Source organism: Candidatus Nitrosocosmicus sp. FF01, assembly GCF_047711275.1.
Classification (GTDB): domain Archaea; phylum Thermoproteota; class Nitrososphaeria; order Nitrososphaerales; family Nitrososphaeraceae; genus Nitrosocosmicus.
The window spans coordinates 29,088-55,038 of the sequence record NZ_JBLNIG010000005.1 but is presented as its reverse complement, the minus strand read 5'-3'; the positions used below and the strand labels follow the sequence as shown (position 1 = coordinate 55,038).

Annotated in this window: 33 protein-coding genes and 2 tRNA genes; 19 read left to right on the top strand and 16 right to left on the bottom strand. The window is 34.8% G+C overall.

Annotation, left to right across the window (positions count from 1 at the left end; all coding sequences use genetic code 11):
• Nucleotides 1-2: 2 nt before the first annotated feature.
• The 3 genes from purN to ACMT7R_RS14040 form a co-directional block, all read right to left on the bottom strand.
• Nucleotides 3-614: a phosphoribosylglycinamide formyltransferase gene (purN, locus tag ACMT7R_RS14050; protein WP_415312583.1), complete on the bottom strand. Its 612-nt coding sequence runs from the start codon at nucleotides 612-614 to the stop codon at nucleotides 3-5.
• 173 nt (nucleotides 615-787) lie between these two features.
• Entirely contained in the window at nucleotides 788-1,585 is a 798-nt protein-coding gene (locus ACMT7R_RS14045; RefSeq protein WP_415312650.1) for a sulfite exporter TauE/SafE family protein, read from the bottom strand.
• A 45-nt stretch (nucleotides 1,586-1,630) separates the two neighbouring features.
• Nucleotides 1,631-1,852 carry a hypothetical protein gene (locus ACMT7R_RS14040; protein WP_415312582.1) on the bottom strand — a complete coding sequence of 74 codons (222 nt, stop codon included), beginning with the start codon at nucleotides 1,850-1,852 and terminating at the stop codon, nucleotides 1,631-1,633.
• Nucleotides 1,853-2,175: 323 nt separating this feature from the next.
• Here ACMT7R_RS14040 and ACMT7R_RS14035 point away from each other — a divergent pair, with 323 nt between their 5' ends.
• Nucleotides 2,176-2,466, top strand: a complete 291-nt coding sequence (locus tag ACMT7R_RS14035; RefSeq protein WP_196815775.1) for a UPF0147 family protein — start codon at nucleotides 2,176-2,178, stop codon at nucleotides 2,464-2,466.
• 201 nt (nucleotides 2,467-2,667) lie between these two features.
• On the opposite strand, the gene ACMT7R_RS14030 is transcribed toward ACMT7R_RS14035, so the two are convergent.
• From ACMT7R_RS14030 to ACMT7R_RS14020, 3 genes are all read right to left on the bottom strand, one after another.
• Nucleotides 2,668-4,782, bottom strand: coding sequence for a beta-CASP ribonuclease aCPSF1 (locus ACMT7R_RS14030; protein WP_415312581.1), 2,115 nt, complete (start codon nucleotides 4,780-4,782; stop codon nucleotides 2,668-2,670).
• A gap of 100 nt (nucleotides 4,783-4,882) precedes the next feature.
• Nucleotides 4,883-5,194: a signal recognition particle subunit SRP19/SEC65 family protein gene (locus ACMT7R_RS14025; protein ID WP_415312580.1), complete on the bottom strand. Its 312-nt coding sequence runs from the start codon at nucleotides 5,192-5,194 to the stop codon at nucleotides 4,883-4,885.
• A gap of 69 nt (nucleotides 5,195-5,263) precedes the next feature.
• Nucleotides 5,264-5,542, bottom strand: coding sequence for a phosphoribosylformylglycinamidine synthase subunit PurS (locus tag ACMT7R_RS14020; RefSeq protein ID WP_415312579.1), 279 nt, complete (start codon nucleotides 5,540-5,542; stop codon nucleotides 5,264-5,266).
• A 73-nt stretch (nucleotides 5,543-5,615) separates the two neighbouring features.
• Between ACMT7R_RS14020 and ACMT7R_RS14015 the strand changes: the two genes are divergently transcribed.
• The 5 genes from ACMT7R_RS14015 to ACMT7R_RS13995 all read left to right on the top strand — a co-directional run bounded on the left by ACMT7R_RS14015 (nucleotide 5,616) and on the right by ACMT7R_RS13995 (nucleotide 7,490).
• Nucleotides 5,616-5,690 (top strand) — tRNA-Thr (locus tag ACMT7R_RS14015).
• An 89-nt stretch (nucleotides 5,691-5,779) separates the two neighbouring features.
• Nucleotides 5,780-6,073: an H/ACA ribonucleoprotein complex subunit GAR1 gene (locus ACMT7R_RS14010; protein WP_415312578.1), complete on the top strand. Its 294-nt coding sequence runs from the start codon at nucleotides 5,780-5,782 to the stop codon at nucleotides 6,071-6,073.
• Between the two features lie 22 nt (nucleotides 6,074-6,095).
• A complete protein-coding gene (locus tag ACMT7R_RS14005; RefSeq protein ID WP_415312577.1) occupies nucleotides 6,096-6,878 on the top strand; it encodes a transcription initiation factor IIB in 783 nt (260 codons plus the stop codon).
• Nucleotides 6,879-6,915: 37 nt separating this feature from the next.
• Nucleotides 6,916-7,146: a hypothetical protein gene (locus tag ACMT7R_RS14000; RefSeq protein WP_415312576.1), complete on the top strand. Its 231-nt coding sequence runs from the start codon at nucleotides 6,916-6,918 to the stop codon at nucleotides 7,144-7,146.
• Nucleotides 7,147-7,178: 32 nt separating this feature from the next.
• Entirely contained in the window at nucleotides 7,179-7,490 is a 312-nt protein-coding gene (locus tag ACMT7R_RS13995; RefSeq protein ID WP_415312575.1) for a MarR family transcriptional regulator, read from the top strand.
• Between the two features lie 7 nt (nucleotides 7,491-7,497).
• On the opposite strand, the gene ACMT7R_RS13990 is transcribed toward ACMT7R_RS13995, so the two are convergent.
• Nucleotides 7,498-7,893 (bottom strand): cyclophilin-like fold protein, encoded by a 396-nt coding sequence (locus tag ACMT7R_RS13990; RefSeq protein ID WP_415312574.1) that lies wholly within the window; start codon nucleotides 7,891-7,893, stop codon nucleotides 7,498-7,500.
• Between the two features lie 75 nt (nucleotides 7,894-7,968).
• Between ACMT7R_RS13990 and ACMT7R_RS13985 the strand changes: the two genes are divergently transcribed.
• Nucleotides 7,969-8,418 (top strand): DNA-directed RNA polymerase subunit K, encoded by a 450-nt coding sequence (locus ACMT7R_RS13985; RefSeq protein ID WP_415312573.1) that lies wholly within the window; start codon nucleotides 7,969-7,971, stop codon nucleotides 8,416-8,418.
• 10 nt (nucleotides 8,419-8,428) lie between these two features.
• On the opposite strand, the gene ACMT7R_RS13980 is transcribed toward ACMT7R_RS13985, so the two are convergent.
• Entirely contained in the window at nucleotides 8,429-9,832 is a 1,404-nt protein-coding gene (locus ACMT7R_RS13980; RefSeq protein WP_415312572.1) for a glycerate kinase type-2 family protein, read from the bottom strand.
• Between the two features lie 104 nt (nucleotides 9,833-9,936).
• Entirely contained in the window at nucleotides 9,937-10,518 is a 582-nt protein-coding gene (locus ACMT7R_RS13975; protein ID WP_415312571.1) for a DDE-type integrase/transposase/recombinase, read from the bottom strand.
• Between the two features lie 106 nt (nucleotides 10,519-10,624).
• On the opposite strand from ACMT7R_RS13975, the gene ACMT7R_RS13970 reads away from it, so the two are divergent.
• Together ACMT7R_RS13970 and ACMT7R_RS13965 are read left to right on the top strand one after the other, a co-directional pair.
• The gene (locus ACMT7R_RS13970; protein WP_415312570.1) at nucleotides 10,625-11,047 is read left to right on the top strand and encodes a DUF2203 domain-containing protein; all 423 of its coding nucleotides are present in this window, start codon (nucleotides 10,625-10,627) and stop codon (nucleotides 11,045-11,047) included.
• Nucleotides 11,048-11,059: 12 nt separating this feature from the next.
• Entirely contained in the window at nucleotides 11,060-12,490 is a 1,431-nt protein-coding gene (locus ACMT7R_RS13965) for an anthranilate synthase component I family protein (RefSeq protein ID WP_415312569.1), read from the top strand.
• Nucleotides 12,491-12,492: 2 nt separating this feature from the next.
• On the opposite strand, the gene thrC is transcribed toward ACMT7R_RS13965, so the two are convergent.
• Nucleotides 12,493-13,839 (bottom strand): threonine synthase, encoded by a 1,347-nt coding sequence (gene thrC, locus ACMT7R_RS13960; RefSeq protein ID WP_415312568.1) that lies wholly within the window; start codon nucleotides 13,837-13,839, stop codon nucleotides 12,493-12,495.
• A 53-nt stretch (nucleotides 13,840-13,892) separates the two neighbouring features.
• Here thrC and ACMT7R_RS13955 point away from each other — a divergent pair, with 53 nt between their 5' ends.
• Together ACMT7R_RS13955 and ACMT7R_RS13950 are read left to right on the top strand one after the other, a co-directional pair.
• Nucleotides 13,893-14,849 carry an asparagine synthase C-terminal domain-containing protein gene (locus ACMT7R_RS13955; RefSeq protein ID WP_415312567.1) on the top strand — a complete coding sequence of 319 codons (957 nt, stop codon included), beginning with the start codon at nucleotides 13,893-13,895 and terminating at the stop codon, nucleotides 14,847-14,849.
• Nucleotides 14,850-14,958: 109 nt separating this feature from the next.
• Nucleotides 14,959-15,621, top strand: a complete 663-nt coding sequence (locus ACMT7R_RS13950; protein WP_415312566.1) for a Snf7 family protein — start codon at nucleotides 14,959-14,961, stop codon at nucleotides 15,619-15,621.
• A 27-nt stretch (nucleotides 15,622-15,648) separates the two neighbouring features.
• On the opposite strand, the gene ACMT7R_RS13945 is transcribed toward ACMT7R_RS13950, so the two are convergent.
• Nucleotides 15,649-15,969: a hypothetical protein gene (locus ACMT7R_RS13945; RefSeq protein WP_415312565.1), complete on the bottom strand. Its 321-nt coding sequence runs from the start codon at nucleotides 15,967-15,969 to the stop codon at nucleotides 15,649-15,651.
• A 52-nt stretch (nucleotides 15,970-16,021) separates the two neighbouring features.
• Nucleotides 16,022-16,582 carry a hypothetical protein gene (locus ACMT7R_RS13940; RefSeq protein WP_415312564.1) on the bottom strand — a complete coding sequence of 187 codons (561 nt, stop codon included), beginning with the start codon at nucleotides 16,580-16,582 and terminating at the stop codon, nucleotides 16,022-16,024.
• Nucleotides 16,583-16,676: 94 nt separating this feature from the next.
• On the opposite strand from ACMT7R_RS13940, the gene bioA reads away from it, so the two are divergent.
• Entirely contained in the window at nucleotides 16,677-18,005 is a 1,329-nt protein-coding gene (gene bioA, locus ACMT7R_RS13935) for an adenosylmethionine--8-amino-7-oxononanoate transaminase (RefSeq protein WP_415312563.1), read from the top strand.
• Here bioA and ACMT7R_RS13930 read toward each other — a convergent pair whose 3' ends face one another.
• Nucleotides 18,006-18,602, bottom strand: coding sequence for a recombinase family protein (locus ACMT7R_RS13930; protein ID WP_415312562.1), 597 nt, complete (start codon nucleotides 18,600-18,602; stop codon nucleotides 18,006-18,008).
• A 254-nt stretch (nucleotides 18,603-18,856) separates the two neighbouring features.
• Here ACMT7R_RS13930 and bioB point away from each other — a divergent pair, with 254 nt between their 5' ends.
• The 7 genes from bioB to ACMT7R_RS13895 all read left to right on the top strand — a co-directional run bounded on the left by bioB (nucleotide 18,857) and on the right by ACMT7R_RS13895 (nucleotide 24,790).
• Nucleotides 18,857-19,831, top strand: a complete 975-nt coding sequence (gene bioB / locus ACMT7R_RS13925; protein WP_415312561.1) for a biotin synthase BioB — start codon at nucleotides 18,857-18,859, stop codon at nucleotides 19,829-19,831.
• Nucleotides 19,818-21,002: an aminotransferase class I/II-fold pyridoxal phosphate-dependent enzyme gene (locus ACMT7R_RS13920; protein WP_415312560.1), complete on the top strand. Its 1,185-nt coding sequence runs from the start codon at nucleotides 19,818-19,820 to the stop codon at nucleotides 21,000-21,002. Before bioB ends, ACMT7R_RS13920 begins: the two co-directional genes overlap by 14 nt.
• A 289-nt stretch (nucleotides 21,003-21,291) precedes the next feature.
• Entirely contained in the window at nucleotides 21,292-21,981 is a 690-nt protein-coding gene (locus tag ACMT7R_RS13915; RefSeq protein WP_415312559.1) for a nucleotidyltransferase family protein, read from the top strand.
• Nucleotides 21,982-22,055: 74 nt separating this feature from the next.
• Nucleotides 22,056-22,961: an LLM class flavin-dependent oxidoreductase gene (locus ACMT7R_RS13910; RefSeq protein ID WP_415312558.1), complete on the top strand. Its 906-nt coding sequence runs from the start codon at nucleotides 22,056-22,058 to the stop codon at nucleotides 22,959-22,961.
• Nucleotides 22,958-24,055 (top strand): thiolase family protein, encoded by a 1,098-nt coding sequence (locus ACMT7R_RS13905; protein ID WP_415312557.1) that lies wholly within the window; start codon nucleotides 22,958-22,960, stop codon nucleotides 24,053-24,055. Before ACMT7R_RS13910 ends, ACMT7R_RS13905 begins: the two co-directional genes overlap by 4 nt.
• 1 nt (nucleotide 24,056) lies before the next feature.
• Nucleotides 24,057-24,398: a zinc ribbon domain-containing protein gene (locus tag ACMT7R_RS13900; protein ID WP_415312556.1), complete on the top strand. Its 342-nt coding sequence runs from the start codon at nucleotides 24,057-24,059 to the stop codon at nucleotides 24,396-24,398.
• A gap of 35 nt (nucleotides 24,399-24,433) precedes the next feature.
• Complete coding sequence (locus tag ACMT7R_RS13895; protein ID WP_415312555.1) at nucleotides 24,434-24,790, top strand: hypothetical protein; 357 nt, start codon at nucleotides 24,434-24,436, stop codon at nucleotides 24,788-24,790.
• A gap of 11 nt (nucleotides 24,791-24,801) precedes the next feature.
• Here the strand turns inward: ACMT7R_RS13895 and ACMT7R_RS13890 are convergent.
• The 3 genes from ACMT7R_RS13890 to ACMT7R_RS13880 all read right to left on the bottom strand — a co-directional run bounded on the left by ACMT7R_RS13890 (nucleotide 24,802) and on the right by ACMT7R_RS13880 (nucleotide 25,944).
• A tRNA-Asn gene (locus tag ACMT7R_RS13890) sits at nucleotides 24,802-24,902 on the bottom strand.
• A 117-nt stretch (nucleotides 24,903-25,019) separates the two neighbouring features.
• Nucleotides 25,020-25,562 (bottom strand): 50S ribosomal protein L6, encoded by a 543-nt coding sequence (locus ACMT7R_RS13885; RefSeq protein ID WP_415312554.1) that lies wholly within the window; start codon nucleotides 25,560-25,562, stop codon nucleotides 25,020-25,022.
• Nucleotides 25,552-25,944: a 30S ribosomal protein S8 gene (locus ACMT7R_RS13880; protein WP_415312553.1), complete on the bottom strand. Its 393-nt coding sequence runs from the start codon at nucleotides 25,942-25,944 to the stop codon at nucleotides 25,552-25,554. Before ACMT7R_RS13880 ends, ACMT7R_RS13885 begins: the two co-directional genes overlap by 11 nt.
• Nucleotides 25,945-25,951 lie beyond the last annotated feature (7 nt).

Genomic DNA, 25,951 nt, shown 5'->3' with positions numbered 1-25,951 from the left:
AACTAGATTTGAACCATCCTATTTCCCTTTAACAAAAATTTGTTTGCAGATAATAGTTTCAAAGCTTTAACATAAATCTTGTGTTCTTCAATCAAAATTCTTGCAGAAAGGGATTCTATAGTATCATTATCATGTACAGGAACGCATTCTTGTAGAAGAATCGGTCCGGTATCGATGCCCACATCAACTAAATGTACCGTACAACCAGTAATTTTGACACCTGCGAGAAGAGCTTGTTTTTGTGCATGTAATCCTTTGAAAGACGGGAGTAGAGATGGATGAATATTAACTATCTTGTTCTTGTAGGCCTTAATAAATTCAGGTTTCAAAATCCTCATGAATCCGGCCAAGCAGATAAGACTATTATGTTCAAAAATTTCGTTTCTCTGCAATTCCGTCATTAGCTTTTTGTCATACATCTGTCCATTTTCTTCAGGCAAAACAATTAATGTCTTGACTCCAAATTCCTTTCTTGCAATTTCCAAACCTGGCGCTGTGGATCTGTTTGATACTACTATCACATCTTTAACTCCCTCAATCTCTCCACCCTGAATGGCTTGAAGTATTGATTTCATATTACTCCCTCTCCCTGAAATGAGTATAGCGATATTCATCACTTTCCTAGATAATCAATCTAATAATACAATATTAAATCAACTGTTAAGACTAATCTTATGTAAACTTTGCCAGTAATGTTTTTGGATCAATTTAAAATCAGTTTCGATAATATTCTGGTGCAATTGTATATAGAAATCAGCACAATAATATCGAGAACTATTTTAGATTATCAATTTTGTAAAACCACCCCGTCATAAAGAAGCTTCAACGATACTATGACTAATAGTCCGCTAAACAATTTCAATATAAATGAAGAATTTACCCGCATCGACAATAAGCTACCTAGCGTACCGCCTATGACCGCTCCAATTGAAAGTATAAATCCCATTTGATAATCGGGCCTACCCTGCAACATGAACAACATCAGCCCCGAGATAGAAGTGAAAATTAGAGCAAACTGTGACGTTGCAGTCGAGTTTTTCACATTGAATTTCATTATTACAATTAAACATGGTACAAAAATTATTCCGCCTCCGACTCCAAAACTACTCGAAACAATTCCAGCAATAAATGATAAAGACACTAAAACCAGCAGTCTTAGGTTTCTTATAGATAAATGCACTGAATTGAAATTAAAAGGAAGCTTCGAATCATATGTGGAATAAATCCTTTTTCTAAGGAAAAGATATATCGCAGTACCCAGCAGGATTACTGCAAAAAGATATCTAAATTGTTCCATAGAAAAGATATTTGCAAAATGCACCCCAATGAACGTACCTGGTATAGACGAGATTGCCAAAATAATTCCAACTTTTTTTACAACTAATCCTTTTCTCATAAACTGAATTGAGGAAGAAATGCTAGTTGAAAATACAGCCATTAAACTTGTGGCCGAAATTTGTGAGGGGAGGTAGTTAAGAAGGCTGAGGAAAGGTCCGTTGACTATTCCACCGCCTACTCCTACCATAGAACCTACCAATCCGGCAAACAAGGAAACGAAAAAACCAATAAATATTTCAATCAACACCAATTCACGCATACTCTTTGTGCTTAATTCTCCAATCTTATCATATCAGAATTCCTTTGAAGATTTATTCGCCCAGTATAGAATCGCAATGGTGCTAATTCCAGATCCGATAACCCCTGCTATTAGTGCCTCGTAAAAGTACTTTGTAAATAAACTAGGCATAAAAGTACTGAAAAAGCTAGTTATAGATGGTAAGGCCGAATAGATTAAGATACCCCCAATGAAACCAAGGATCCAAAATAGTATGATCAAGAGTACCCTATTCACTATTAATTCCCCATTAAGACATAAGGGGTATATTTTGTTTTGTTATTAAATTTTTCATAGTGGACGTTGGCCCTGTTAACTTAACGTGATTTTTCAAATGTTTTCCAATATTTCATATGGATTAGGATGAATAATATCAGAACATTATGTCTCAAATCGTGCATAAACTCCAAACAAACTTGTCGAAAGTGAGTAGTTTGGCTCAATGACAATTCAAATTTACCCTAATTCAAACGCTTAAGTTAACAGGGCCTGGACGTTAAAAGCCACATAAATAAAGCTATTAATAGGAATAAGGTAAAAATTAAGATGTGTGATTCAAATTGACCGTAACAAAGAAAGAATTAAAACAAAAAGAGAATATTGAAAGATTAAATAATGCAATCTCGACCCTGGATTCGCTAATAAAGAATGTAAATATTCAGCGAAACATTAGAAATATGATTAGAGAGGTTTTGGCAATCTTAAAGGACGAAAAGGGTGGAAGTATCTCTGTTAGAGCTGCAAACGCCATTAGCATGCTAGATGGAGTAACCCAAAATCCACAAATGCAATCACATATCAGAACAAGTTTATGGCAAGTGGTTTCAGCTTTGGAAAGCATTCGCGAATAATTTGCCAATCCTGTTCCTAAGTGGCAGGTTTGCCGGGCTTAGGGGGGGGAGGTAATTTCTCTAATTTGTGACTTGGATTAGCTAAATAATGGCGCGATGCACCTTCTCCGCTTAAAACTATATTGCAATTTATACACCTATATCTTATTGCCAACTCAGTTCAACATTTAGAACGCTATACATAGGAAAAAACCTATCGAATTACTTTAATTTGATTATCTCCCTGTTGTCAGGAACGCTAGACCGTATTCGCATCCGTGAGTAAATCATGCTTGCAACATTCTCTGATTTTGATCTTTCACCATGGTTCACCAGGACTCGCTTCGGGCGTACTTTAGAAACAAAGTTCATTATTTGATTAAAATCACTATGTCCACTAAACCCGTCGATTTTTTGTTTAGAGCAACGAACTGGGATTACTTTAACCTTTCCATTCTTGTCAATCATGCTGGCTTCGGATATTGATCCGTCTAGCACCCTTCTACCAAGTGTTCCGTTTATCTGGTAAGAAACGAAAATAATCTTATTCTGTGGTCCAGGCGAAATTTGCTTAAAATACTCGACTGACGGGCCACCCTCAAGCATTCCTGACGTAGCCATGATTATAGCAGGGGATTCATCAGTGAATACCTCCTCCCTGTTACTTATTCCGTTTATAACGGTAAAATATGATGAGGTAAATGGATTGATACCCTCAGACACTGACTTTCTAACCTCATATCCTAAATAATGCGCGAACGACATATGAATAGCACTTGCTTCAGAGATCATCCCTTCTATAAATATAGGCGATTCTATCAAGCGGCCTTCTCGCATTTCTTTATCCAAAACTAACATAATTTCTTGGGCTCTTCCAACCGCGGGAACAGGAATTAAAACCTTGCCTCCTTGTTTTAGAGTGTGATTAATACTTTCTGTAAAAGATCCATAGACGGTTGCTTGATCAGGCATTAGATCATTTGATGCTCCGTATGTACTCTCCGTAATTATCGTTTCGACTCGAGGATAATTGGCCATTGTCCCATCTAATAATTGAGTTCGTGCGTATTTGTAATCGCCGGTATATAGAATATTGTGAGCACCAGAGATATTGATATGCACAGTAGCACTTCCCAGTATGTGTCCAGCATTGTTTAATGTTATTGTAACGTCTGGGGAAATGTCAGTAGGTTTTCCATAAGGGATTGGAATACAATGTTTTATTATTTCATTTACATCTCTGATTTCATATGGGATATAGGTGCCATTATTTTGGGCTATTTTTACAGAATCCATTTGCAACAACGTCATTAAAGGTAACGTAGGTTCTGTACAATAAACTGGCCCCTTGTAGCCAAACTTATAGAGAGCAGGTAAAAATCCCTGATGGTCAATATGAGCATGACTTATAACTACGGCATCTAATTCATCTAAGTTGAAATCAAACCAATCGATCCTAGGATAAGCATTGTAATTTGTGTTTTCACCCGGATTTATTCCGCAATCGAGCATTATTTTGCTTTCAGGCGTAACTACGACAAAGCAAGAGCGGCCTACTTGTTTGACGCCGCCCAGACAGTATATCAGAACTTCTTTAAGGGTACTGTATCGATAAGGATTCCCACCTAATTTATGATCTATCTGAAACTTAGCCGTATCCTTTGACGCTTCTTGAAAAGTTGTTATTGTTCCATTATTGGATTGTAGTAATGAATTGGAAAGCAAATGCGGCCTGAATATTCTTCGTCCTAGACTTTGGTAAAAGCTTATCCGGTCCTTTGAAGAACTCTTCAGTACTGAGTGGATATTTTTGATGCTATTTGAGGGGATATGAGGTGATCGTCTTGTATGAGCTATCCAACCAGTATTAGTTGCAATATTTATGAAAATTTCGGACGTAATTTCTTCGGGTTTATTAACTTCCAAAATGACCTCACCCGTTGCCTCGTCACAGAAAATTACAGATATAGTTACCTGTTTTGGTAAAATCTTACTTATCACGTTTCGGGTCTCATCTTCGGCCAATCTAATAGAAGGGTCGGTCCTAATTATGAATCTCTTTTTAATTGATTTTGACATGGCCGATAAATGCAAAGTTAATTCAGTCAGTGCAAACCGAGGATTTTTTGTATACAGGGCGATATTAGCAGCCTCGAGTTTTATATTTGTAATTTGAGCTTCTTTAGGTATGGAATTAGAGATCCTATTCTCAAGGGTTTCATCTAATTCATTTTTGGATTTATCAATTCTATTACTTTGAGTAGTATCTACACCCAAGTTAAATTGATTGACACTTGTTCCATGTTTCTTGCTTATTATTTTCTTTTCTGGAATCAATTTAATACATATTCCTTAATTTATTATGCATATCACAAAAAATCAGATATATTGAATACTACGTGTTGATTATTTATGTTTTTAACATCAAACGCAGAACCTATCTACCCTTTGATTTCGCTCTATTTACCACTATTTTTTCGGAAATACCCTTTACCAAGGAATTTTTTTTTAAACCTTTTTTTTCTATCATAATGTACCCGGATTTAATATGAGATCGCTTTGGAAAACGTGCACCTTCATTAATTTGATCTTTGTCAACACTATGTCCTAGTGATTCAACGGCACTAACCAACTCTGAAACAAGCGGGTCATAAACAGCAAGGGATTTAGACACTTTTCTTCCTTTTTCTCTAGACAAATTCTTGTTGAAATAATCTAACCAAATAATGACACTATCGTAATCCTTCATATTTCTAATGCAATTGGTTAACTTATCAAACCATTAAGGGTTTCCTTTGCTGAGCATTGTATGTTATTCCTAGTTATCCACAATAGAGAATTCACATGTACTTACAATTGGATTATACAATCGCAATTCTTCGCACATACGGCTTATCTTATCCAACGCGTCTTTATTGTCATATGCCAAAACTTTAACAGAAAACGATTTAGCAGCTCGGACAGACAAGACATCTTTATAATCTTCCCTTAGAATTAAGTCATGAAGCACCGTTTCTCCCTCAGGGTCATTAAGAAATGGTTTATTACTAATTGTTATATTGACACAAATAATACGCTTTTCGGGAGATGAGGTCATCTAAATATTAACGAAAAAATCCAATATATATACAGAAGCTTTTAATTACAGGCGTTATCTGATATTAAAAAATGGTCATGTCAGCTCAGCCTGGCAGAGCGAAGGTTTTGTAAACCTTAGGTCGCGGGTTCAAATCCCGTCATGACCTGTAATCTCTTGAGAATAAATAAATTTAATTGATTTATTTGATAGCTTTATTTGACAGAATAATTTGTATGTAATAATGATAATCACTAAATGACTATGGAATTACTGGGAGAAATTCTTCATTTTTCTAAAAGCGGCCGGATAATTGTAAAAATTGATCAAAATCGAAAAAACCCTAGAGCGGGATTGCTTGTATTTAACAACGAAAAAAAGATTGGCAAAATAGTCGAGTTGATTGGGTCGGTGAAATCACCCTACGCCTCAATAATTCCATTCATTCAGCCAAGAAGCAAGACTAGCGGCATGAAGGTCTATACTAATCCAACAAATAATAAGGCTCGCACAATTAGAACCCGGAATTACATTAAGCGAAATAAGAAATAGGTGATACGAAATTTCTAGCAATTTGGACTTAAAAAATACATGCCCAGAGTGTGATTCTGCAATTGTGCAGGATATATTAAAGGGAGAATTCATTTGTAGTATTTGCGGTTACGTCGTTCAAGATAATATTGAGGATTTTGGTCAAGATTCGTTTATTAGTGATCCTACAAGTAGGTTTAAGAATACTCGCGCAAGTGGTGTAAATAGCATTTCTTATCACGACTTTGGTCTCCATACAGAAATCGATAGTCAATTTAGGGACTATACAGGCAAATGTTTTAAAGAAAATACGAAGAAATCTATGCTCACTCTTAGAAAATGGAATAGCATAATCAGAATTTCCAGTTCAAAGGAAAGGAGACTTTCCAACGTGCTATGTAGGATAAATGAAATTAGTTCATTATTATCTGTCCCAAAGGTAGTGTGTGAAACTGCAGCATTATTGTATAGAAATTATGAAAACAAATGTGATACTAAAGGAAAATCTACTTCTTGTATGGCGGCAGCCTCCGTATATTATGCTTGTAAAATATGTAAAGTATTAAGATCTTTGAATGAAATAGTTTGTTGTAGTAATTCTATCGACCAGATTAATGAAAACCAAAAACTAGCTTCAAAATACTATCGATCCATGGTTTTAGTATGTGAAAATGACGATTGTTCAGGTCGAAGTCAACCGCAACAGAACAAGATTACTGATTTCATATCTCTACAATCAAAAGATCGCACCTTAAGCAAGGCGGGTCATAACATTGCAAACTTGCAATCAATTAATATAAATCAATACATTTCTAAGCTCAGCTAACACAGCCAAATTTGATATCAAAATAGAAAGACTGGCATTGGAAATAGCAAAGAAGACAGAAAATCATTTGCTTTCAGATGGAAAATCACCTAATGGAATCGCCGCAGCTTACCTTTATTTGGCATCAGTTTTGTTGGGAATTAATATTCTTCAGATGGATATTTCAAAGTTAGCTGGAGTTACTGAGGTCACCATTCGCAACAGATGTAAGGACATCCTTACCTGCTTCAGAATAACTCTAAAAATAAAACCATCGTTAAAGGTATAAATTATCTAAAAATATAAAATATTCGTTCAATAATGGGCGGTAACAAAAAGAAGCCAACTCAATCTAGTGCGAATAAATCACAGGACAATAAGGGAAATAAAAAAGAAGAAACTAAAAAGACTCCAAAGGTGCAGCAAAAGCAAAGATTGTCAGTATTGATAGAAGATGCTCAAGGGCTTAAGGCATTGGATGCCATGAAGGCTATCACAGTACAAGCATTTGCTCGAAATTTAGGAGTCAAAATCTCCGTCGCAAACAATTATCTTAAAAATCTAGAGAACAAAAGCGTTATAAAAAGCGTTGGAGGTTATAGTGGACATAGAATTTATCAAAAAATAAAGTGAATATTTTTTATTGGTTTAGAATTTTAAATGTAAGAATATCTCCTGCGCCAACTGACAGCAACAAGCCCAAATTATCTGAGGTAATATTACCCAGCATGTTGTATTTCTGAGCGGTTGAGGTATCCTTCAAGAAAACCGATATGAAATTTCCAGACGGGCTAAAGGCAATATTCCCTTTCTTGAAGTTACTAACAGGTTTTTCAATCCCGATATCTAGGTCGGTCCTTATATAGATAAAGTTTTCATTATATTTACTAATTAACCCCGAGATGGGCAATCTTCTAATTATTTTTTTTATGGTCAGAGGTGAGAAATGTCTCTTAAATTCAGCACTTATCACATGTTTATCGTTAATCAGCAATTGAATCTCTATACGTGAAACGCTTGAAATAGCACCAGACATACAAAGTATTCAAAAGTTTATAAATATGAACTTTCAGTAACATTTAATTATATTGATAAATCTTTTTGGATAGTAGTGGCTATTAAGAGAACAAAAAAGAAATCAGGTCCTAAGAAGACTGATGATGGCGAGAAAGAAGTGATAGGAGAAAATTCGGATAATAGCCTGAAAATACAGAATGCCCAAAATCAACTTGTGACCGTTTCTAAGGACGAGGATGTAACAAAGAATTACAAAACTTATGATGCAGATGTTGATTTTAAACTAAGAGAGGTAACCTCAAAAAATGACGAAATCATTATTGGCCCAAATCGGCTCACCAGATTTGAAAAGGCTAGGATTACGGGAGCTAGATCGTTACAGTTATCATTAGGGGCCCCCATATTAACTAAAATTCCAACAGAATTGACAGATACCATTATGATAGCCAGATACGAATTGGAGAAAAAGACACTTCCGATTTCAATTAGGAGGATTTTGCCCAATGGTCTATTTCAAGATATACCTATTGATTGGACGACATAGACCAAAACTATCAAGTTTTTCTAACAAACAAATACACATCGTTGAAGTTAGTACCGGTGTAGCCTGTATTTATGGTAGAATGTAAGCCCTTTAGTAAGATGTTTGAATTATGAGATTCCAAGAAGTCGTTGACGTTTAATTTTTTGAGTTTAAGATACTTTAAAGTGGAAGGTGAAAGAATGCCACCCGCAGAATTCGAATTTCCATCAATACCATCTGTACCTATACATATCACACTGCAGTCTGAATTTTTCAATTGATCCATTAATTCCATCATTCTGCAAACTGCTTCCTGGTTTCTGCCTCCAGAACCAGTTTTCGATTTGGAAATTACATTGGTAAGTTCACCACCCATCAGGACTGCAGTATTATCTTTCTGGAGCTGATCAAATATCAATTTTGTAAAACTTGAGAATTCGTTCATGCTAAAATTAAATTCCGAACCTTTGTAATCAACATGATAACCACGAGATTTTAAATGGTAAGCTATTTTTTGACAAAACATCAAGTTATTTCCGATTATATGATTGTCTACGCTTAATGACTTAAATTCTCTTGATTTTACAGTTTCAAATTCGTCTGTTTTTAATCCCCTAGTCAAAGCTCCCGAGACATTCCTCATAGAATCAGATCTATTTTCAAAAATAGAGTACTTTTTTATTATTGCTATTGCATCCGCAAAGGATGATTCATCAAAGTATGTTAGACCCGAGCCAATTGTGCTCAAGTTATCTCCCACGACATCTGACAAAATAAGACTAATTACTTTCCTCTTAGGATTTAAGAGTCTTAGAATCTTGCCCCCCTTAATTTGTGATAAATGTTTTCTGACTATGTTGATCTCATTTATGTCAGCTCCACAAGAGATTAGTAGCTTATTTGCCTCTCTTTTGTCAGACAATGTTAATCCCTGAATAGGAGAGACCAACAGTGCTGATGTACCACCAGAGATCAAAAATACCACTAATTCTATATCATCCAAATGCTGTAATTCTCGGACAAGAATTCTCGATGCTAAAAGACTATTTCTATTTGGGATTGGATGAGAGGATCGTATTATGGAAACCTTCCCTAAACCTAACTGTTGTGTATTCTTGATTTTGTAACCTTTTGGGATAATCAATAAACTTCTTGCGATTGTATCGCCCATCTTGGCAGAAAATCCATTTAACATTTTTTCGGAGGCTTTCCCAACGCTTATTACCAAAATAGACTTACCCCGGGGCAGAGGGTACCCATGGAATTCTCCGTTAATATCAGTAATTCCAAATTTAGAATTTACTGATATCGATGAAACTACTAATTTTTCCGGACTACAATTCTTGAATGCAAATTCAAGAGCATCTAGTGAATCCTCTACCGATTGAAATTTATGGTGCTTTAGAATCGATGCTCGATTTTTGATCAAGCTCATCTAAAATATCTAAATTACCCTCTATTTATAACTCGTCTTCAATTTAACGGTGCTGTTAACTTAAGAACAAATCTTCTCCTTATCATGATAATCAACAAACAGGTTTAACCATTTCCGTACATGGTTGAGTTGAGTTTGCAATTCTTTTTTCTACAGGGAAAGTAATCTTCAAAGCATTCTTTAGTTCTGTCTTTGATGTATTGCATTTTCCTCTCAATCAGACTTTTCTCCAAAGGGGAATGGGTGTGGTGTTTTAGTTTAAGGAATTGACAAGCCATTGGGTACCACTTACTACCTCCATCTGTAGATACTGGATGATTTCCATGAGCCTTTATTAGATCAGATATAAACTTTTCAGCAACAAGCATGTTTCTCTCTTTAGTTATATTTTGTGCGAGAATCAGCCTGTTTTCTGGCTCAATCGCAACCCAAAGCCATATAAATTCTGAACCAACTTTTAGAATAGTCTCGTCTACAATGTATTCTGAAATCTTATTTTTCCTTGTTGATAATTTCCCTTCATGATGACATTTTTGAATCCACTTCCAGATGGATACATGACTTCTTTTTACTCGATGCAGATATGATAATGCTTTTACAACATTTCTTAATGATAGTCCAAGAAAATACAAATACAGACTATAACCAATATACTGTGAAGGTGTTCTGTTTCTTTTACTGATCATGATTGAAATAGAGCAACTTAAAGCTATAGGTTTATCATTAAGTTAACAGCACCAATTTAACAGGTTTGTTACATAAAAATAAATATTATCTTAATCAAAATAAATAATGTTTAAATTCTTCACACCAGTTAGGGCAAACTCAATTTTACCTGTAGTTCGCTCAAGGTTTGCCAAAATTTTAAATCAACGTGAGACAATATTGGAGTTACAATCAGAATTGAGTCTCACAGTTGAAAAAAATAATAATCATGAAAAATTTTTCAGAATTAAGGATCAGATCAATAAATCAATCAGTGAACTATACAAAGAAATTGAAGTACTCGAAGGAATGGGAATTCTTATAAAAAGTTTTGAAGAGGGTTTAATAGATTTTCCGGCAAAAAGATTTGATGAAGAGGTTTGGCTCTGCTGGAAATTGGGTGAAGATAGAGTAATGTTTTGGCATACGAAGGATGAAGGGTTTCTTGGCAGAAAACCTTTATCTTTAAAAGGAACATTTGATGAGGACAAGTTAGAGGATTTGCGGTAAATGGGATCGCATATGAACAAAAAGTTGGATTACTTGTTCAGATTGAAAGGTGAGCCTAAATTCCAAAAATTGGACACCAAAATGATGCCATTTCAGATTTTCAAAAAAATCAGCAAGGAATTCGACAATAATTTCATTTTTGAATCTTTAGACGGGCCTAAAGAACTAGTGGAATCGTCTATTATTGGTTTTGATCCAAAGTACATAATCAAGTGTAATTTAAGAAGTTTGCAAATCCTAAACAAAGATAACGAAATCCAGAAAATGAGTATAAAAGGTCCATTAGAGATCATTAGAAAGTATTTTCCCATAGTCAAGGAACAACAATACAGATATGTAGGAGGGCTAGTTGGCTTTTTTTGCTACGAGGCGATTAGATTTTGGGAGAAAATCCCTATAAAAAGGGAATTGAAATTCCCGTTATGCGAATTTGGCTGGTACGAGGATGGGTTAGTTTACGATCACAAAAAAAGCAAGTTGGAATACTTTTACTATGATGAATCAAGAATTGAAAAAATTAGATCAATTATTGAGATTCCTCGATCAAGTCAAAACTTGAATAAACCAACTTACTCAAATCTCAAGAGAAATGTCAGTAAAAAAATGTATGAAGAAAAAGTGAATATCATAAAAAAACATCTCCAGAATGGGGACGTTTTTCAAACTGTATTGTCAAAAAAAATTACTTTTAAATATGTTGGAGATTCATTGCTGTTATACGAAGAACTAAGAAGGATCAATCCTTCTCCATATATGTTTTATTTCAAAAATGGATCACAGGTCTTGTTGGGGGCCAGTCCAGAAATGCTCTTAAGAATTACAGGATCATATGTTGAAACCTATCCAATTGCAGGATCAAGACCAGTATCAAATGATCAAAAGATTACTAATAATTTCAAAAAAGAGATGAAAAGTGATAAGAAAGAGGTTGCTGAACATACGATGCTTGTGGATTTAGCAAGGAACGATTTAGGAAAAGTTTGTAAATTTGGAACCGTATCTACTCCAGAGTTAATGAAAGTAAAAAGGTTTAGCCATATCCAACATATGGTATCCCATGTTGTAGGCATCCTAGATAACAGGTATGATATTTTTGATGCATTCAAGGCAGTATTTCCAGCAGGAACAATTTCAGGGGCCCCAAAAATAAGGGCAATGGAAATAATTAACAATTTGGAATCAGAAAGCAGGGGTCCTTATGCTGGCGCTATTGGATATTTTTCGTTTAACCAATGTTGCGATTTTGCCATTACGATTAGATCGGCATTCATAAGTGATCAAAAAGGATTTACTCAGTCTGGTGCAGGGATAGTAATTGATTCCATTCCAAGTAAAGAATTTCAAGAAACTGAAGACAAATCTAAGGCAATACTGATTGCACTTCAGGGATTAGATCCTAGCATATCAAATAACACCATTAGACAAAAAAGGAAAGTTAAATAAACCTATTTTAAATGATCACGCGGAGGTTTTGCGAACAAATTCGATTTATTCAAATGGTAATTGATGGCTAATGAAGGGTCTTTTTGCCTACCAGTTAAGACTCCTACCACAATTTCATCCTTTTTGATTATCTCTTTTTTACGCAATTTCCTGATCCCTGCGGGAACTGAACCTGAGGCCATTTCACAGTCAAAACCATTTAAGCCTACTACAGACATACCATCCAACATGTCCATGTCCTCAACTTCTTCTACAATACCATTTGTAAAATCGATCGTCCTTAATGCTTTTGCTATATTGGCGGGCCTTCCAATCTGTATTGCAGTTGCTAAAGTCTTGGGTGAAATGTTATTATTGTCCTGATGTTTATAAAATCTCTCAATAAACGGTATATCGATATTACCTCCATTCCAACTTAATTTTGAATTTTCGAACAATCCATTTACGAGTTGATAAAACGTGTCAGCACCTTTTGCATTTACTACCAACACGCGTGGAATTTTTTTTATCCAACCCCAAGCGTACAATTCCATTAGAGCCTTACCACAGCTCGAAATATTTCCGAGTGCACCCCCGGGATAAACGATCCAATCAGGAGGATTCCAGTTTAAGTGTTCCATAATTCTAAATACTATCGTTTTCTGCCCCTCGATTCTAAACGGGTTAATCGAATTTACTGTATAACCGCCATCGCGCGATGCACTACTCAATGACATTGACAACGCATCATCAAAATTTCCGACAACTTCAATAACCTGAGCTCCAAATTGAAATGCTTGTCCTAATTTTCCTGGAGCTATTTCACCTTGAGGAATATAAACATCACAATCAAAACCTTCATTTGAAGCATACATCGCAGCGGAGGCAGAAGTATTACCTGTCGAGGCGCAGACTATCTTCTTAACAGACAGGAGCTTTGCGTGTGTTACCGCCGCTGCCATTCCGTTGTCCTTGAAAGAACCACTTGGATTATAACCTTCTGGTTGAAGGTAAAAATTATCTGATGGCATATCTACATAACTAGCAACTTTACTCATTTGATATGGTCTTGAGGATCTGCCTTCTGAACCATCTAAAGAAACCAAAAATTCCGAACATTGATCAATATCTTCTGTATCAATGCCAACAAAGTTCAATAACTCACGATATCTCCACACACCGCTCTCATTAAAAATATTTCCCATATAATTTCGCCTTTGATAAAAAGTTTCAATGAGATTTTTATTTGGAGTTTCTTTATATTTAACATCTAAAAGAAATCCACATGAACAGCGATAAACATCATTATCAATTAGATATTCAATTCCACAAGAAGGATTAATACATTTTTTCTTAGCACCAAACTGCATATAATAATAAATCAACAACCTAGATTTATAAACGTAAAAAAAGTAATACTATAGTGGCAGGTTCCTGCGATAAATTTCGATTATTATTGGATGAGGTTTGTAAATCTATACCTGGAGATTCTATTTTACTTTCTGGGGGACTGGACAGCAGCATTTTGTTATATTGCAAGAAGCCGAGAAAAGCAATTACAATTGTGATTGATAGCTTGTCAGGTGATTACAAATACTCTTCCTTGATTGCCAGGAAGTTTAAAGTAAGTCATTCCATCTTCCAACCAAGCGTAAGTTTGATTTATAAGAGTATTGATGAGTTGATTGCGGATTATAAAACCTTTGATCCCATATTTATTCGAAATATGGTCATCCAACAAATTGGATTTCAAAAAGCAATTGAGCTTGGATTCAAATCCGTGATTATCGGCGATGGAGCAGATGAATTATTTGGTGGGTATAACTTCCTCCAAACATATTATAAAGAGCCTAAAATTCTCGAATCAAAGCTAAAGCAGTTGATACAAAATATGAATTTCGTTTCTGGAAATTTGGCGAGAAAGTATAACTTGAAGGCCTATACTCCCTTTCTCCATGAGAATGTAATTGAGTTTGCTAAAGCCTTGCAAATTAAAGAAAAATTAGCAGACCATAATGGAACTATATTTGGTAAATTTTTCCTCAGGAGATGTTACGAGGATAAATTAGGAGATGCCATTGTTTGGAGGAAGAAGGAAGCTTTAGAAACTGGATCTGGGATGTCGAATTTTATTTCCGCATTAGATAAGAAAATTTCGGATCAAGAATACATAAATGACGTTAAGATTGCCAAAAATGATATGGTAACGATCAGAGACAAGGAACACTTGTATTACTATCAAATCTACAGAAAATATTTCCAGGCCCCAATTCATGATTTAGCTAATCATAATTCGGTCTTCAGGAATTGTTCCTCATGCCACTCCCCATTCATTTGGCAAGGATCATTTTGCAAAGTTTGCGGTGCCTACCCAGTATAGCAACTTCCCATCTTGTAACCATAGACTTTAGTTACTATAGTCACAATTAGAAAATGAAATGCATCCTTAAATACAAATTTTTACATTTGCATAAGGGTATAAAAGTCAAATGTCATTTAGCAACAAATGGATCAAACCACAAAATGAAATAGGCAATGTTGGAATGAAATTATTGGAGAATATAAAGCCTCCATCTCCACTCAAACCAAGAATAGAAGAAGCACAGAAGAGACTACATTCGCAAATAGCAAAATTAGAAAGCATGTCAGCAAAGATGGATGAAAAAGATCAGATTATATTTAAGAGAATTATAAGCGCAATGCAAAATCACGATAGCCAATATGCAAAAATTCTATCAAATGAGCTTTCTCAAATCAGAAAGATGAATAAGATGATAACTTCAGCCAAGTTGGCCCTAGAGCAAATTCAACTTCGCTTAAATACAATTACAGAATTAGGTGATGTAGTAGTAACATTAAGCCCTGCTATGTCGGTCATAAAGAATATCCAAGGAGGATTGAATTCAATGATACCCGAAGCAGGACAGTCCTTTGGAAAGATTACTGATATATTAAATGGTATAATGAATGATTCTGGTCAGATCCCCACAGCATCAGAAATTAATGGAAACACAGGCAGTGTAAGCGAGGACGCACTCAAAATAATTGAAGAAGCAAGTGCAATTGTAGAACAAAATATGAAGGACAAATTCCCAGATTTACCAACTTCAGGAATGGATTCAAAAATATCAGAGAGCAATTCTCTTTACTGATGACAGAGGGTTTCTTAACTGAAAGGACTAATCAATTAGAATCCTTTCTAGTTGAACCTTTATACGGTAGATTGTAGGATAGCTATAGCCCTTTTCACGATATTTCTTTACCAACATTTTCCAGTTCTTCAATCTTACCCTGGCTTGTTTCTTAGTTAATAAAGAGGTCTCCATTTTTACTATACTTTTTCTTCCTGGATTCAAATATCCCCCAATAGTAGCTACGTATCGACTATTAGAGAACCTAAGTCCAGATAAAATTACATCCAACGGTAGTTTCTCGAAATAATATCTTACTTCAAGATATTCGTTCCTTAGAGCATAGAATTCAATTCGATACTTTCTCAATTTGCATCACAATAATCATATTTCAGAATTCGAATAATGAAATATCTCAAATTTACAGTATTTTGAAGCCAGAGTAATTAATCTTCTCAATATAATACACAATGTCCACCATAATTTGAGCGAAAGGTAAGAGCGTCTCATCCTTTGCACAAATCGGTTCTGAAATTACATAATTTCTTAATGGCATATCTAATTTCAAAGGAGAATAAGAAACAAGCCAAACCTTTTGTTGATTTGGTTGGATAGTTTTTAACTTATCAACTAAATTCTTGATAATAACATCATTTTTACAAAATTGAATAATCAAAATTTGATCTAAATTCTTGACGAAATTTCTTGCATTAGGGATAATTATACTAACCTCAATTCCATTTAATACAATTTTACGCTGAGAAGGTAACATCATTGTCGTAAGCATAAAATGCATCAAAGCTTCTGCTAAAGAAACCCATTCAGCATCGGGAAGTTTAATCCCGTTTAAAGAATTCAAACAATTTTTCATTAATTCTTCCATTATATGTCTAGAATTTTCATTTTTTTCTTTTAATTTTTGTTTTATGTGTACTGAACCCATTTGTTCTATTTCAGTATAAAGCAAATTTTTCAAATCCATTATTGATAACTTGATTAGGTTTGTTTACACTATTAATTATTTCACAATTAGGATAAGGATTTTATTTACCTAGATCCTAATAAAAACAGAATATTTGTCTAATATCGACAAAGTTTGGTATCCTTATTCTCAAATGTACAACTCTTCAAAGATGTACAACAGAAGAATTGTTGAATCGGGTCAGGATTTTTATTTCATAGATGAAAATGGACAAAAATATTTAGACGGAATAGCAAACATGTGGTGTAATGTTTGGGGATTCAATGAAAATAGAATAACCAGAGGAATGATCGATCAGATTAGAAAAATCCCGCATTCAACGATTTTTGGCCTTACTAATGATAAATCAATCAAATTGTCGGCGGAGTTCCTGAAGTTGACCAAGGGAATGAGTAAGATTTTTTACACCGATAACGGTTCATCAGCAATCGAATCAGCACTAAAGATGGCTACACAATACTGGAGTAACCAGGGCAATTACACTAAATCACGATTTCTTTCTATAAAATCTAGTTACCACGGGGACACTATTGGAGCAATGTCAGTAGGCTATGTAGACACTTACTTTAGAAAGTATAAAAGGCTGTTAATGAAAACAAAAACTATTCCTAAGCCAAGTAGTACGATGTTGTTTGTTACTAGTGATAATTACGACATTAAAGAACTATTGGAAAAGACTGAAAAAATAATTGAAGAAAATTCAGAAAAATCAATAGCTTTGGTAATGGAGAGTGGGGCACAAATTGCTGGCGGTGTTACCATTTATCCGTCAGGATATCAAGAAAAAATTGCCGAAATTTGTAGGAAAAACAATATATTGTTTATTCTAGATGAGATTGCAACCGGTTTTGGTAGACTCGGAAACATGATAGAGTATCTAGCCCAGAATTCAATACCTGACATTGCATGCTTTGGCAAAGCGATTACCGGCGGTTATTTCCCACTCGCTATCACAGTGGCATCTGAGAAAATATATAAAGAATTTGAAGCCAATTGGATGGAACAGAAGCAACTATTTCACGGTCATACATACGCAGGACATCCGGTAGGCTGCGCAGCAGTAATTGAAAATTTAAAAATGTATCATGAAAATCATCTCATTAACAAGATACGAGATAACAGTAAATATTTGTCTAAAAGGATTCAAGAGTTTAGTCGGTTCCAAATTGTAAAAAATATACGAGGAAAGGGATTATTGGCAGCTTTTGATTTGATTAATCGCGGAACCCAAATTAGTAGCATCAATGGAATACCCACTTCGATATATGTTATGAGAGAATCTCTCAGAAGAGGGGTGTACTTAAGGTCTCTTGGCTCAACGATCTTATTTATTCCTCCCCTTGCGATCGACAAAGATTCACTTGAAAAAATTATCAGTACCCAATATGAGATTGTAGCAGACATTCAAAAATCAATTGGATGATTAATCGGTGATTGCTCTTAAGTTCTTATACAGCGTTGCTTTAGACACTCCTAATTCCTTTGCAATCTTTGATTTGGATTTGCTTTGGGAAAGTAATGTTATTAGTTCCTTGTCATTAATTTTTTTTACTGGTCTTCCGATTTTTTTGCCAACTGATTTGGCACGTAATATTCCATCCTTAGTTCTTTGGACCAGCAACTCCCTTTCACGTTCTGCTACCCAAGTCAGTATTCCCAACATTAATTTTCTTATACTTGGCTCTGTAGTTTGAAGAAAGGTCTCCCTCGGAGAACAAGAAATCAGAGGAGTATATTGCTCCACAGCCTTTATTGCTTCCAAAGTATCCCAAAAAGTTCGTCCTATCCTAGACAACTCATAAACTAATACAGCGTCAATTAATTCTCTGGCAACCAGATTTAGAAGTTCCTTAAACCCCGGTCTGGTAGTTGCAGGAGTCTTTCCACTCACTGAAGAGTCTTCGAAGTAATCGATTATTTGGAAATCGTGCGAAGCAGCCCATCGCTGCAACGATAGTCTCTGATTCATAACAGTTTGATCTTCTGTGCTTACACGCAGGTACGCAAATGCGTATTTCATATTCTTCCATGCAGAATCAATAGTAAAAAAAAGGTAGTCAAAATTATGCGATAATTTATCTAAAATTCATGAACTAAAATTCAGAATCAATAGTAAAAAAAAGGTAGTACAATCTGAACGGTTCAATTAATGGTCCTTTTCTAGCCAATCTTTATATCTGATTCTATTGCCGAAATTCGTTTTTTATAAACCAATCTAAGTTTATTAGAATACTAATATAGGTGAGACGTAGCTAATAAGAAAAGTAAGCATAATTGACCAATTCAAATAATGACTTTATTTTTGATATGATGTCGAAAGTTTTGGATAGCCAGAGAATTACATACGATGAAGCCCTGCAATTAATTTACTCTGAGGATTTGGATACCTTAGCTAATTGCGCTAAAAATTTGACAAAAAGATTTGCGGGGAATAAGATTGATGTGGAAACGTTAATCAACGCTAAATCTGGTACTTGTCCGGAAGATTGTTCTTTCTGTGCTCAATCCTCTTTTAATTCCACCATGATCGAGAAGTATCCTCTACTTCCGCCAGAAAAAATATTACAACAGGCCGAAAATGCTAAGAACAGCGGGGCAGATAGCTTTTGTATTGTCTGCGCATATAAGGCACCACCAGATAAGGATTTCAAACAAATTTGTGAAACCATTAAATTGATCCGCGAAAAGCTTGACATAGAAGTTAACGTATCACTAGGATTTATGACAACCGAACGTGCAAAAGTGTTAAAAAATTTAGGAGTTAAAAGGTATAATCATAATCTTGAAACTGCAAAGAGCAACTTCGAAAAAATTTGTACTACACATTCTTATGAAGACAGAATAAATACGGCTAAAATTGTTAAAAATGCAGGTCTAGAATTATGTTGCGGTGGAATTATAGGCATGGGGGAATCTGTTGAACAGAGGGTCGAATTGGGGGTAGCATTGGCATCATTAAATCCTCACGAAGTTCCTATAAATATGCTGATAGGTAGAGAAGGTACACCTCTATATGGGCAACATCTCATAACCGAAAAAGAAATTCTTCAGACAGTTGCTACCTTTAGATTTTTAATGCCAAAAACCATATTAAAAATCGCAGGTGGACGAGAAGTTCACTTAAAAGAAAACGATAAGAAAATTCTCCAGTCTGGTGCTAATGGAATAATTACTGGTGGTTATTTAACAACAAAAGGGAATAAACCTAACGATGACTTTAAGATGCTAGAAGAGATTGGTATTAGATAAAAATAATTCAATTTATTTTAGAAATGTTTTAGACAACCTAAAGAATGAGCACCTATATAGACAACTAAAAATTCTAAACGAGGTCTCCTTACCAAGAAGTCGAGGACCTGGATCAAATATATGTAATTTCTCTTCAAACGACTACCTCGGATTATCCAGAAATAAGATTTTGATCGAGAAACTAAGAAATTTATCTCTTAATACAATATCCCAGTGTAGTTCGAGACTAATTAGTGGAAACACTTCAAAACTAGAAGAATTGGAGGCTTTATTATCCAATCATAGGAACTCAGAAGATTCTTTGGTTTATCCAACTGGTTATATGGCAAATTTAGGTGTTATCAGTTGTATCGCAGACAAAAGTACTGAAATTTTTAGTGATGCACTGAACCATGCTAGTATTATTGATGCCTGTAAACTGTCTGAAGCAAAGACACATGTTTTCTCTCATAACAATACCATTGAACTTGAACAAAAAGTATCGAGTTCAAAAAAAAACAAAAAAATAATTATTACTGAAGGAATTTTTAGTATGAATGGCGATTTTGCTAAACTGACAGAAATTTCCAAAATTGCTGAGAAATATGGTTGTTTATTGGTTGTCGATGACGCGCATGGTGATTTTGTAGTAGGCAACAAAGAATTGAAAAACTATTCAGGGACTCCAAGTTTCTTTAATGTTGACAAAAATGTCGATATTCACATTAGTAGTTTGAGCAAGGGTTTGGGTTGTTTTGGTGGTTACGTAAGCTGTTCGAAGTTAATTAGGGAGTTTTTGATTAACAAGTCCAGATCCTTCATATTTACTTCCGCACTACCTGATTTCCTGTGTGAATTAGCCAACTCTTCAATCGCATTGGCAAAACAAGGAACTCAACAAGAGAAACTTGAAAATAATATAAAATATTTTCAAAATCTTGCTAGGGAGTATGATATCCCTGGATTAGCTAAAAGTATACATACTCCTATTATCCCTATTGTTATTGGATCTGAAAGAAAAACTATTACTATATCACGGAAATTACAAACACGCGGTTTCTATGTTCAGGGAATTAGGTACCCCACAGTAAAGAAAAATGAAGGTCAGTTAAGAGTTTCATTAACTGCCTTGCACACATCTGACCAGATTTCAGATCTGATTGTAAACATTGCACAAGTTCTGAAACGATAATAAGTTGTATATTTCAGAATTCGAATTCTGAAATATAAGTCATTTTACCCTTTGAAATATCAAAACTGTTTGTATAAATTTATTTTGATCATACTACATGTATAGTTTTTATTCTAAATATATTAATATTATGCTATTTGTATAGTGTTTGTATTATATCTATAGATGTAATACTATGTGTCTAGCATCAAAACCACCCATTTACCATATAAGTACTATTTTATGGTAACATATTAAATTGTATCTATGTGGAAAACAATATATTTTTATTAATACAAACTAAACTGTTTTGAAAGCAGTAATCTTAGCAGGGGGATTTGGAAAGAGACTTAAACCTATTACAGATAACCGTCCAAAACCTATGATTGAAATTTTGGGCAAGCCTATTATTGAGTGGCAGATAAAGTTATTGTCTAAGAACAACATAAGAGAGATAATTATTTGTGTAGGGTATCTGAAAGAACAAATAATTAATCATATCGCTAGCGGAAACAAATTTAATGTGAACGTAGCTTATGTGGTTGAAGAAGAACCTCTAGGAACCGGAGGAGCTTTAAAAAATACCCAATCATTGCTAAAAGACGAGAAAAATGGTTTTTTCATGATGAACGGAGATATCCTGACAAACATAGAATTTAATACGTTGTCGCAGAAGGCCGAATTCAATTCAATAGCTGTCGTGCCATTGAAGAGTCCTTTTGGGATAGTTGACTTTAATGATCAATTATTTGTTACAGGATTTAAAGAAAAACCTAATATCTTAGACAAATGGATAAATGCCGGAGTATACTATTTTAACCAAGAGATATTTAATTTTCTTCCAGATAAAGGGAATATAGAAACTACTGCCCTTCCCGCTATGGCAAATGAACAAAAACTAAGAGCAAAAAAATTTGATAAATCATTTTGGAAGTCAATCGATTCACATAAGGACATTGAAGAAGCTTCCAAGGAATTAGCTAGACTATACTCCAAATAGTGATGAAAAACAAAATCGCCTTCAGTACAGGATCCCTACTAAATCCTAAGGAAATTCTGAATTTTTGTTCAAATGTGGATACCAACAAAAATGTTCATTCGGTATGGACACCTGAATCATGGGGAAAAGAAGCGTTTTCATTATTAGGATCTATCTCACAAGTCACAAGTAGAGTTAAAATAGGAACATCCATTATCAATGTTTATACTAGAACCCCCGCGACCATAAGCATGGGAGCAATAACATTAGATATCCTCTCGAATCACCGAGTCATTATCGGATTGGGTACGAGCACCCCTCAACTAATAGAAAACCTGCATGGAATGAAATTCAAACATCCTCTTTTAAGAATGAGAGAGTATGTGGAATCCATAAAATTGTTACTTAAGACAGGGAAAACGACATTTGAAGGTCGTTTTGTCAAAATATCAGATTTTGAACTTTTAGAACATTCCAGAGATAATATACCGATCTATGTGGCCGCAGTTAATTCAAAAATGCTGAATCTCGCTAAAGAAATCGCTGATGGTCTTATCTTGTATCTAAAACCAAAGGAAGAATTAGAAACGATAATGAAACAAGCAGAACGATTTACGATCAATAGGCCCTTTACAAAGGCCACTGTAATTATCACATCAGTTTCCAATAGTGATCCCTCCCAAGCCGTGCGGCGTGCTGCAAAAACTTTTGCATTTTATATATCAGTTGGAAAAATCTATTACAACTATCTGCTAAAGACAAAATATAAAGACGTAGTAAAAAAAATTTATTCGGACTATCACAAATATGGTATTGATGAATCAATAAGAAATATTACTCCAGAGATTCTAAATGATTTCGTAATTGCCGGAAGTGTAAATGATTGTATTTATCAAATCAAAGGATTCATAAAAACAGGTGTTGATTTGCCAATACTGCAAGTCAACCCTACCATACGTTCGGACGGAATAACCAGTTATAAGGATTTCTTTGACTTATGAAAGTAGCGATCACCTCGTCAGACACACAGAAATTTACAAAGAATACAAACTATACGGTATCGGAAATCGCCTCTAGGTCAATTGTTAGTTTATTATCCAAGTCAAAGATCCAAAAGGCAGAAGTCGATGGATTAATAGTATCAAGTAATTCATTTGAACCATATCTAAGTAACATTGTTTCAGAAATGGTAGGCCTAAAACCTAAATTCTCAACAAAGGTGGAAAATCTTTGTAACTCTGGAACAAGCGGAATATTGCTAGCATATTCGTTGATTCGGTCCGGAATATGTAAAGCAGTTTTGGTAACAGGCGTTGAAAAACAAGATAGCCCCGGAAATAAATTGATTTGGGATATTTCTCGAGGTATTTATGATATGCCTGTACATTGGGCATCACTTTATGCAAATAATCATTTTCAAAAATTTGGTACTAGGGAGGAAGACTTGGCATTGATTTCTCTTAAGAATCATAGAAATGCAAACAAAAATCCCAATGCTATTTTCTTTGACAAGACATTCACGTTTTCTCAGATAATAGGCGCAGTAGAAGTTGCAGCTCCACTTAGGAAATTTGATTGCTGTTATCCTTGTGAGGGCGTATCATCGGTATTGTTGGTCTCAGAGGATTTATCCGTAAAATTTGAACAGCCAATTTGGATTGTGGGAATATCCCAAAGCAATCAAGGTGCAAGTATTGCAACCATAACAGATAACCTAGATGGCATACTCTCAACCAGGATAGCCGCCAAAGAGGCATTTAGACAAGCGGATTTGGTCCCTTCTGATATTGATATTGCGGAGTTGCATGATGCTTTTAGTATATTAGAAATAATAGCATACGAGGATATCGGCTTTGTAAGTAAAGGAGATGGCAAAAAAATGTATAAAAAACACCGACCTTTTACTAATAAGAGAGGTGGTCTATTGGGATGCGGTCATCCGATCGGTGCCACTGGGATCGATCAAACTAATGAAATTGTACTTCAACTACAAGGATTAGCTGGCCAGAGACAGGTAGCTAATGCTAACATAGGGCTAGTCCATAACATGGCGGCAGCGGGAACATCAACAACGATTATAATTCTGCAGAAATAGCATGAATCTCTTCGATTCTGTTTTAGAAATTGCCAAGGGTGGAGAACTAGTTTCATCGTATTGCGAGAAGTGTGAGAAGTATGTTTGGCCACCGAAGTATTATTGTAATTATTGCAATTCAAAAGTGTTATTTAAAATTGTAAAAAGAGAAGGCAGAATATTAGGAAAGGGTTATTCAAATATCCCAGGTAAAAAAGGAATTTTTGCTGTTGGAGAATTCAATGGGATCCGAATTATTGGAACTATCAAAGATAAAATGATGGTTGGTGAGAGCATCATAATGCAAGAAATCAGAGTAACCAACGGAAGATTGGATATCATATTTGTTAGCAGTTCAACCTAAAATAATTATTAGTAAGTATTACAATCTAATTTTTAATGGGTTACGAGGGATATCTTAGCGATAGAATGCTGATGAGTAGAGATGCATTAAACAAGAAGCAGATAAAAATAAAAATATTGGAACACGACGAACGAAATAGAGATCTATCAAAAAATGGTGATCGAGTATTAATAAAAAAGATTCTTTTGATAATTCAAAATTTGGAGACTGAGGAAATAGAAGAAATAGAATTAGATATAGAAGAGCTTGAATCTAGAATGAAAAAGGAAAGACTATTTACATCTTCTAATAGATGGGTCCCGCGCGTAGACATTAAAAATAATTTTGTTTCTGGAAGTAGGCACACATATCTCCTTTCTGATGCTATCGCATTAGATATAGTATCTTTCTAAAAAAAAATAAGCGCCGCTGATCAGACTCGGACTGATGACCTACTGGTTAACAGCCAGCTGAGCTTCATAACACAAATTATGAATTTGCTCTACCAAGCTGAGCTACAGCGGCACTATCTATTTAAAAATTATGAAGAATAATTAAATGTTATGATTGTTGAATGAAGACATAAATCAAAAAATAGTAAAAATAAGATATTAGATTATCAGTTAATCGTGTGTGATTTTGTTAACCCTTCGAATATATGTAAACTCCGTCAAGGAACACCCTTGAATCTTTATTCTTTATTTTGGTTGAAGATTCTATATTGGCCGCTGTTTGGGAAACATTCTCAATATTGGGTCCTGTGATCAATATGTCATCACCCTGAACAACTACTTTAGTTTCCTTACCAATTATTTTTGAAACACGAGATGAACGTTCACCAAAAAAATTCTCAATATGAACTTCTTGGCCTTTAACCTTGACTGAAATTGGAAAATGAGCAAAGACAATTTTCAATTTGTATGTAAATCCAGATGTGGACCCTTTGATCATATTGCTGATAAGGCTGTGGATTGTATTTACTAATGCATAATCACTTTTTCTGTTACCATATGACTTGATTGTGATTTTTTCACTTTCAACTTCTATAGTAGCAGGCATCTTGGTGAAATCCTTTTGAACAGACCCATTTGATCCTTGGGTAGTAATCATATTATTCTCCTTCTTAACGGTAACACCTTCTGGAATTGGCAATTCATTGGTATAATATTCCGGTTTAGTAGACATATCCTATTAATGATCCTCCTAAACCCTGATCTTGAGCATCATGATGAGACATAATTCCTTTGTTTGTCGATACTATTAATATACCCATATTATAGGAAGGCAAGAATTGTCGTTCCCAATCTAAGTATTTATCCTTTTTCACGCTGAATCGGGGGGTAATAATACCACATTTATTTATTTTTGCGAGTAGCTGAATTCTAAATTTACCTAAACGTCCATCATCAACTTGTTCAAACTCACCAATATAACGATGCTTTTGCATTACTCTTAATACTTCGCTAGAGAATTTCGATGCAGGCAACACAATACACTCTCTTTTTCGTCTCATTTCATTATTATATAATGTGGTAAACAAATTAGACAAAATGTTTAATGCGGGCAACTTCTAA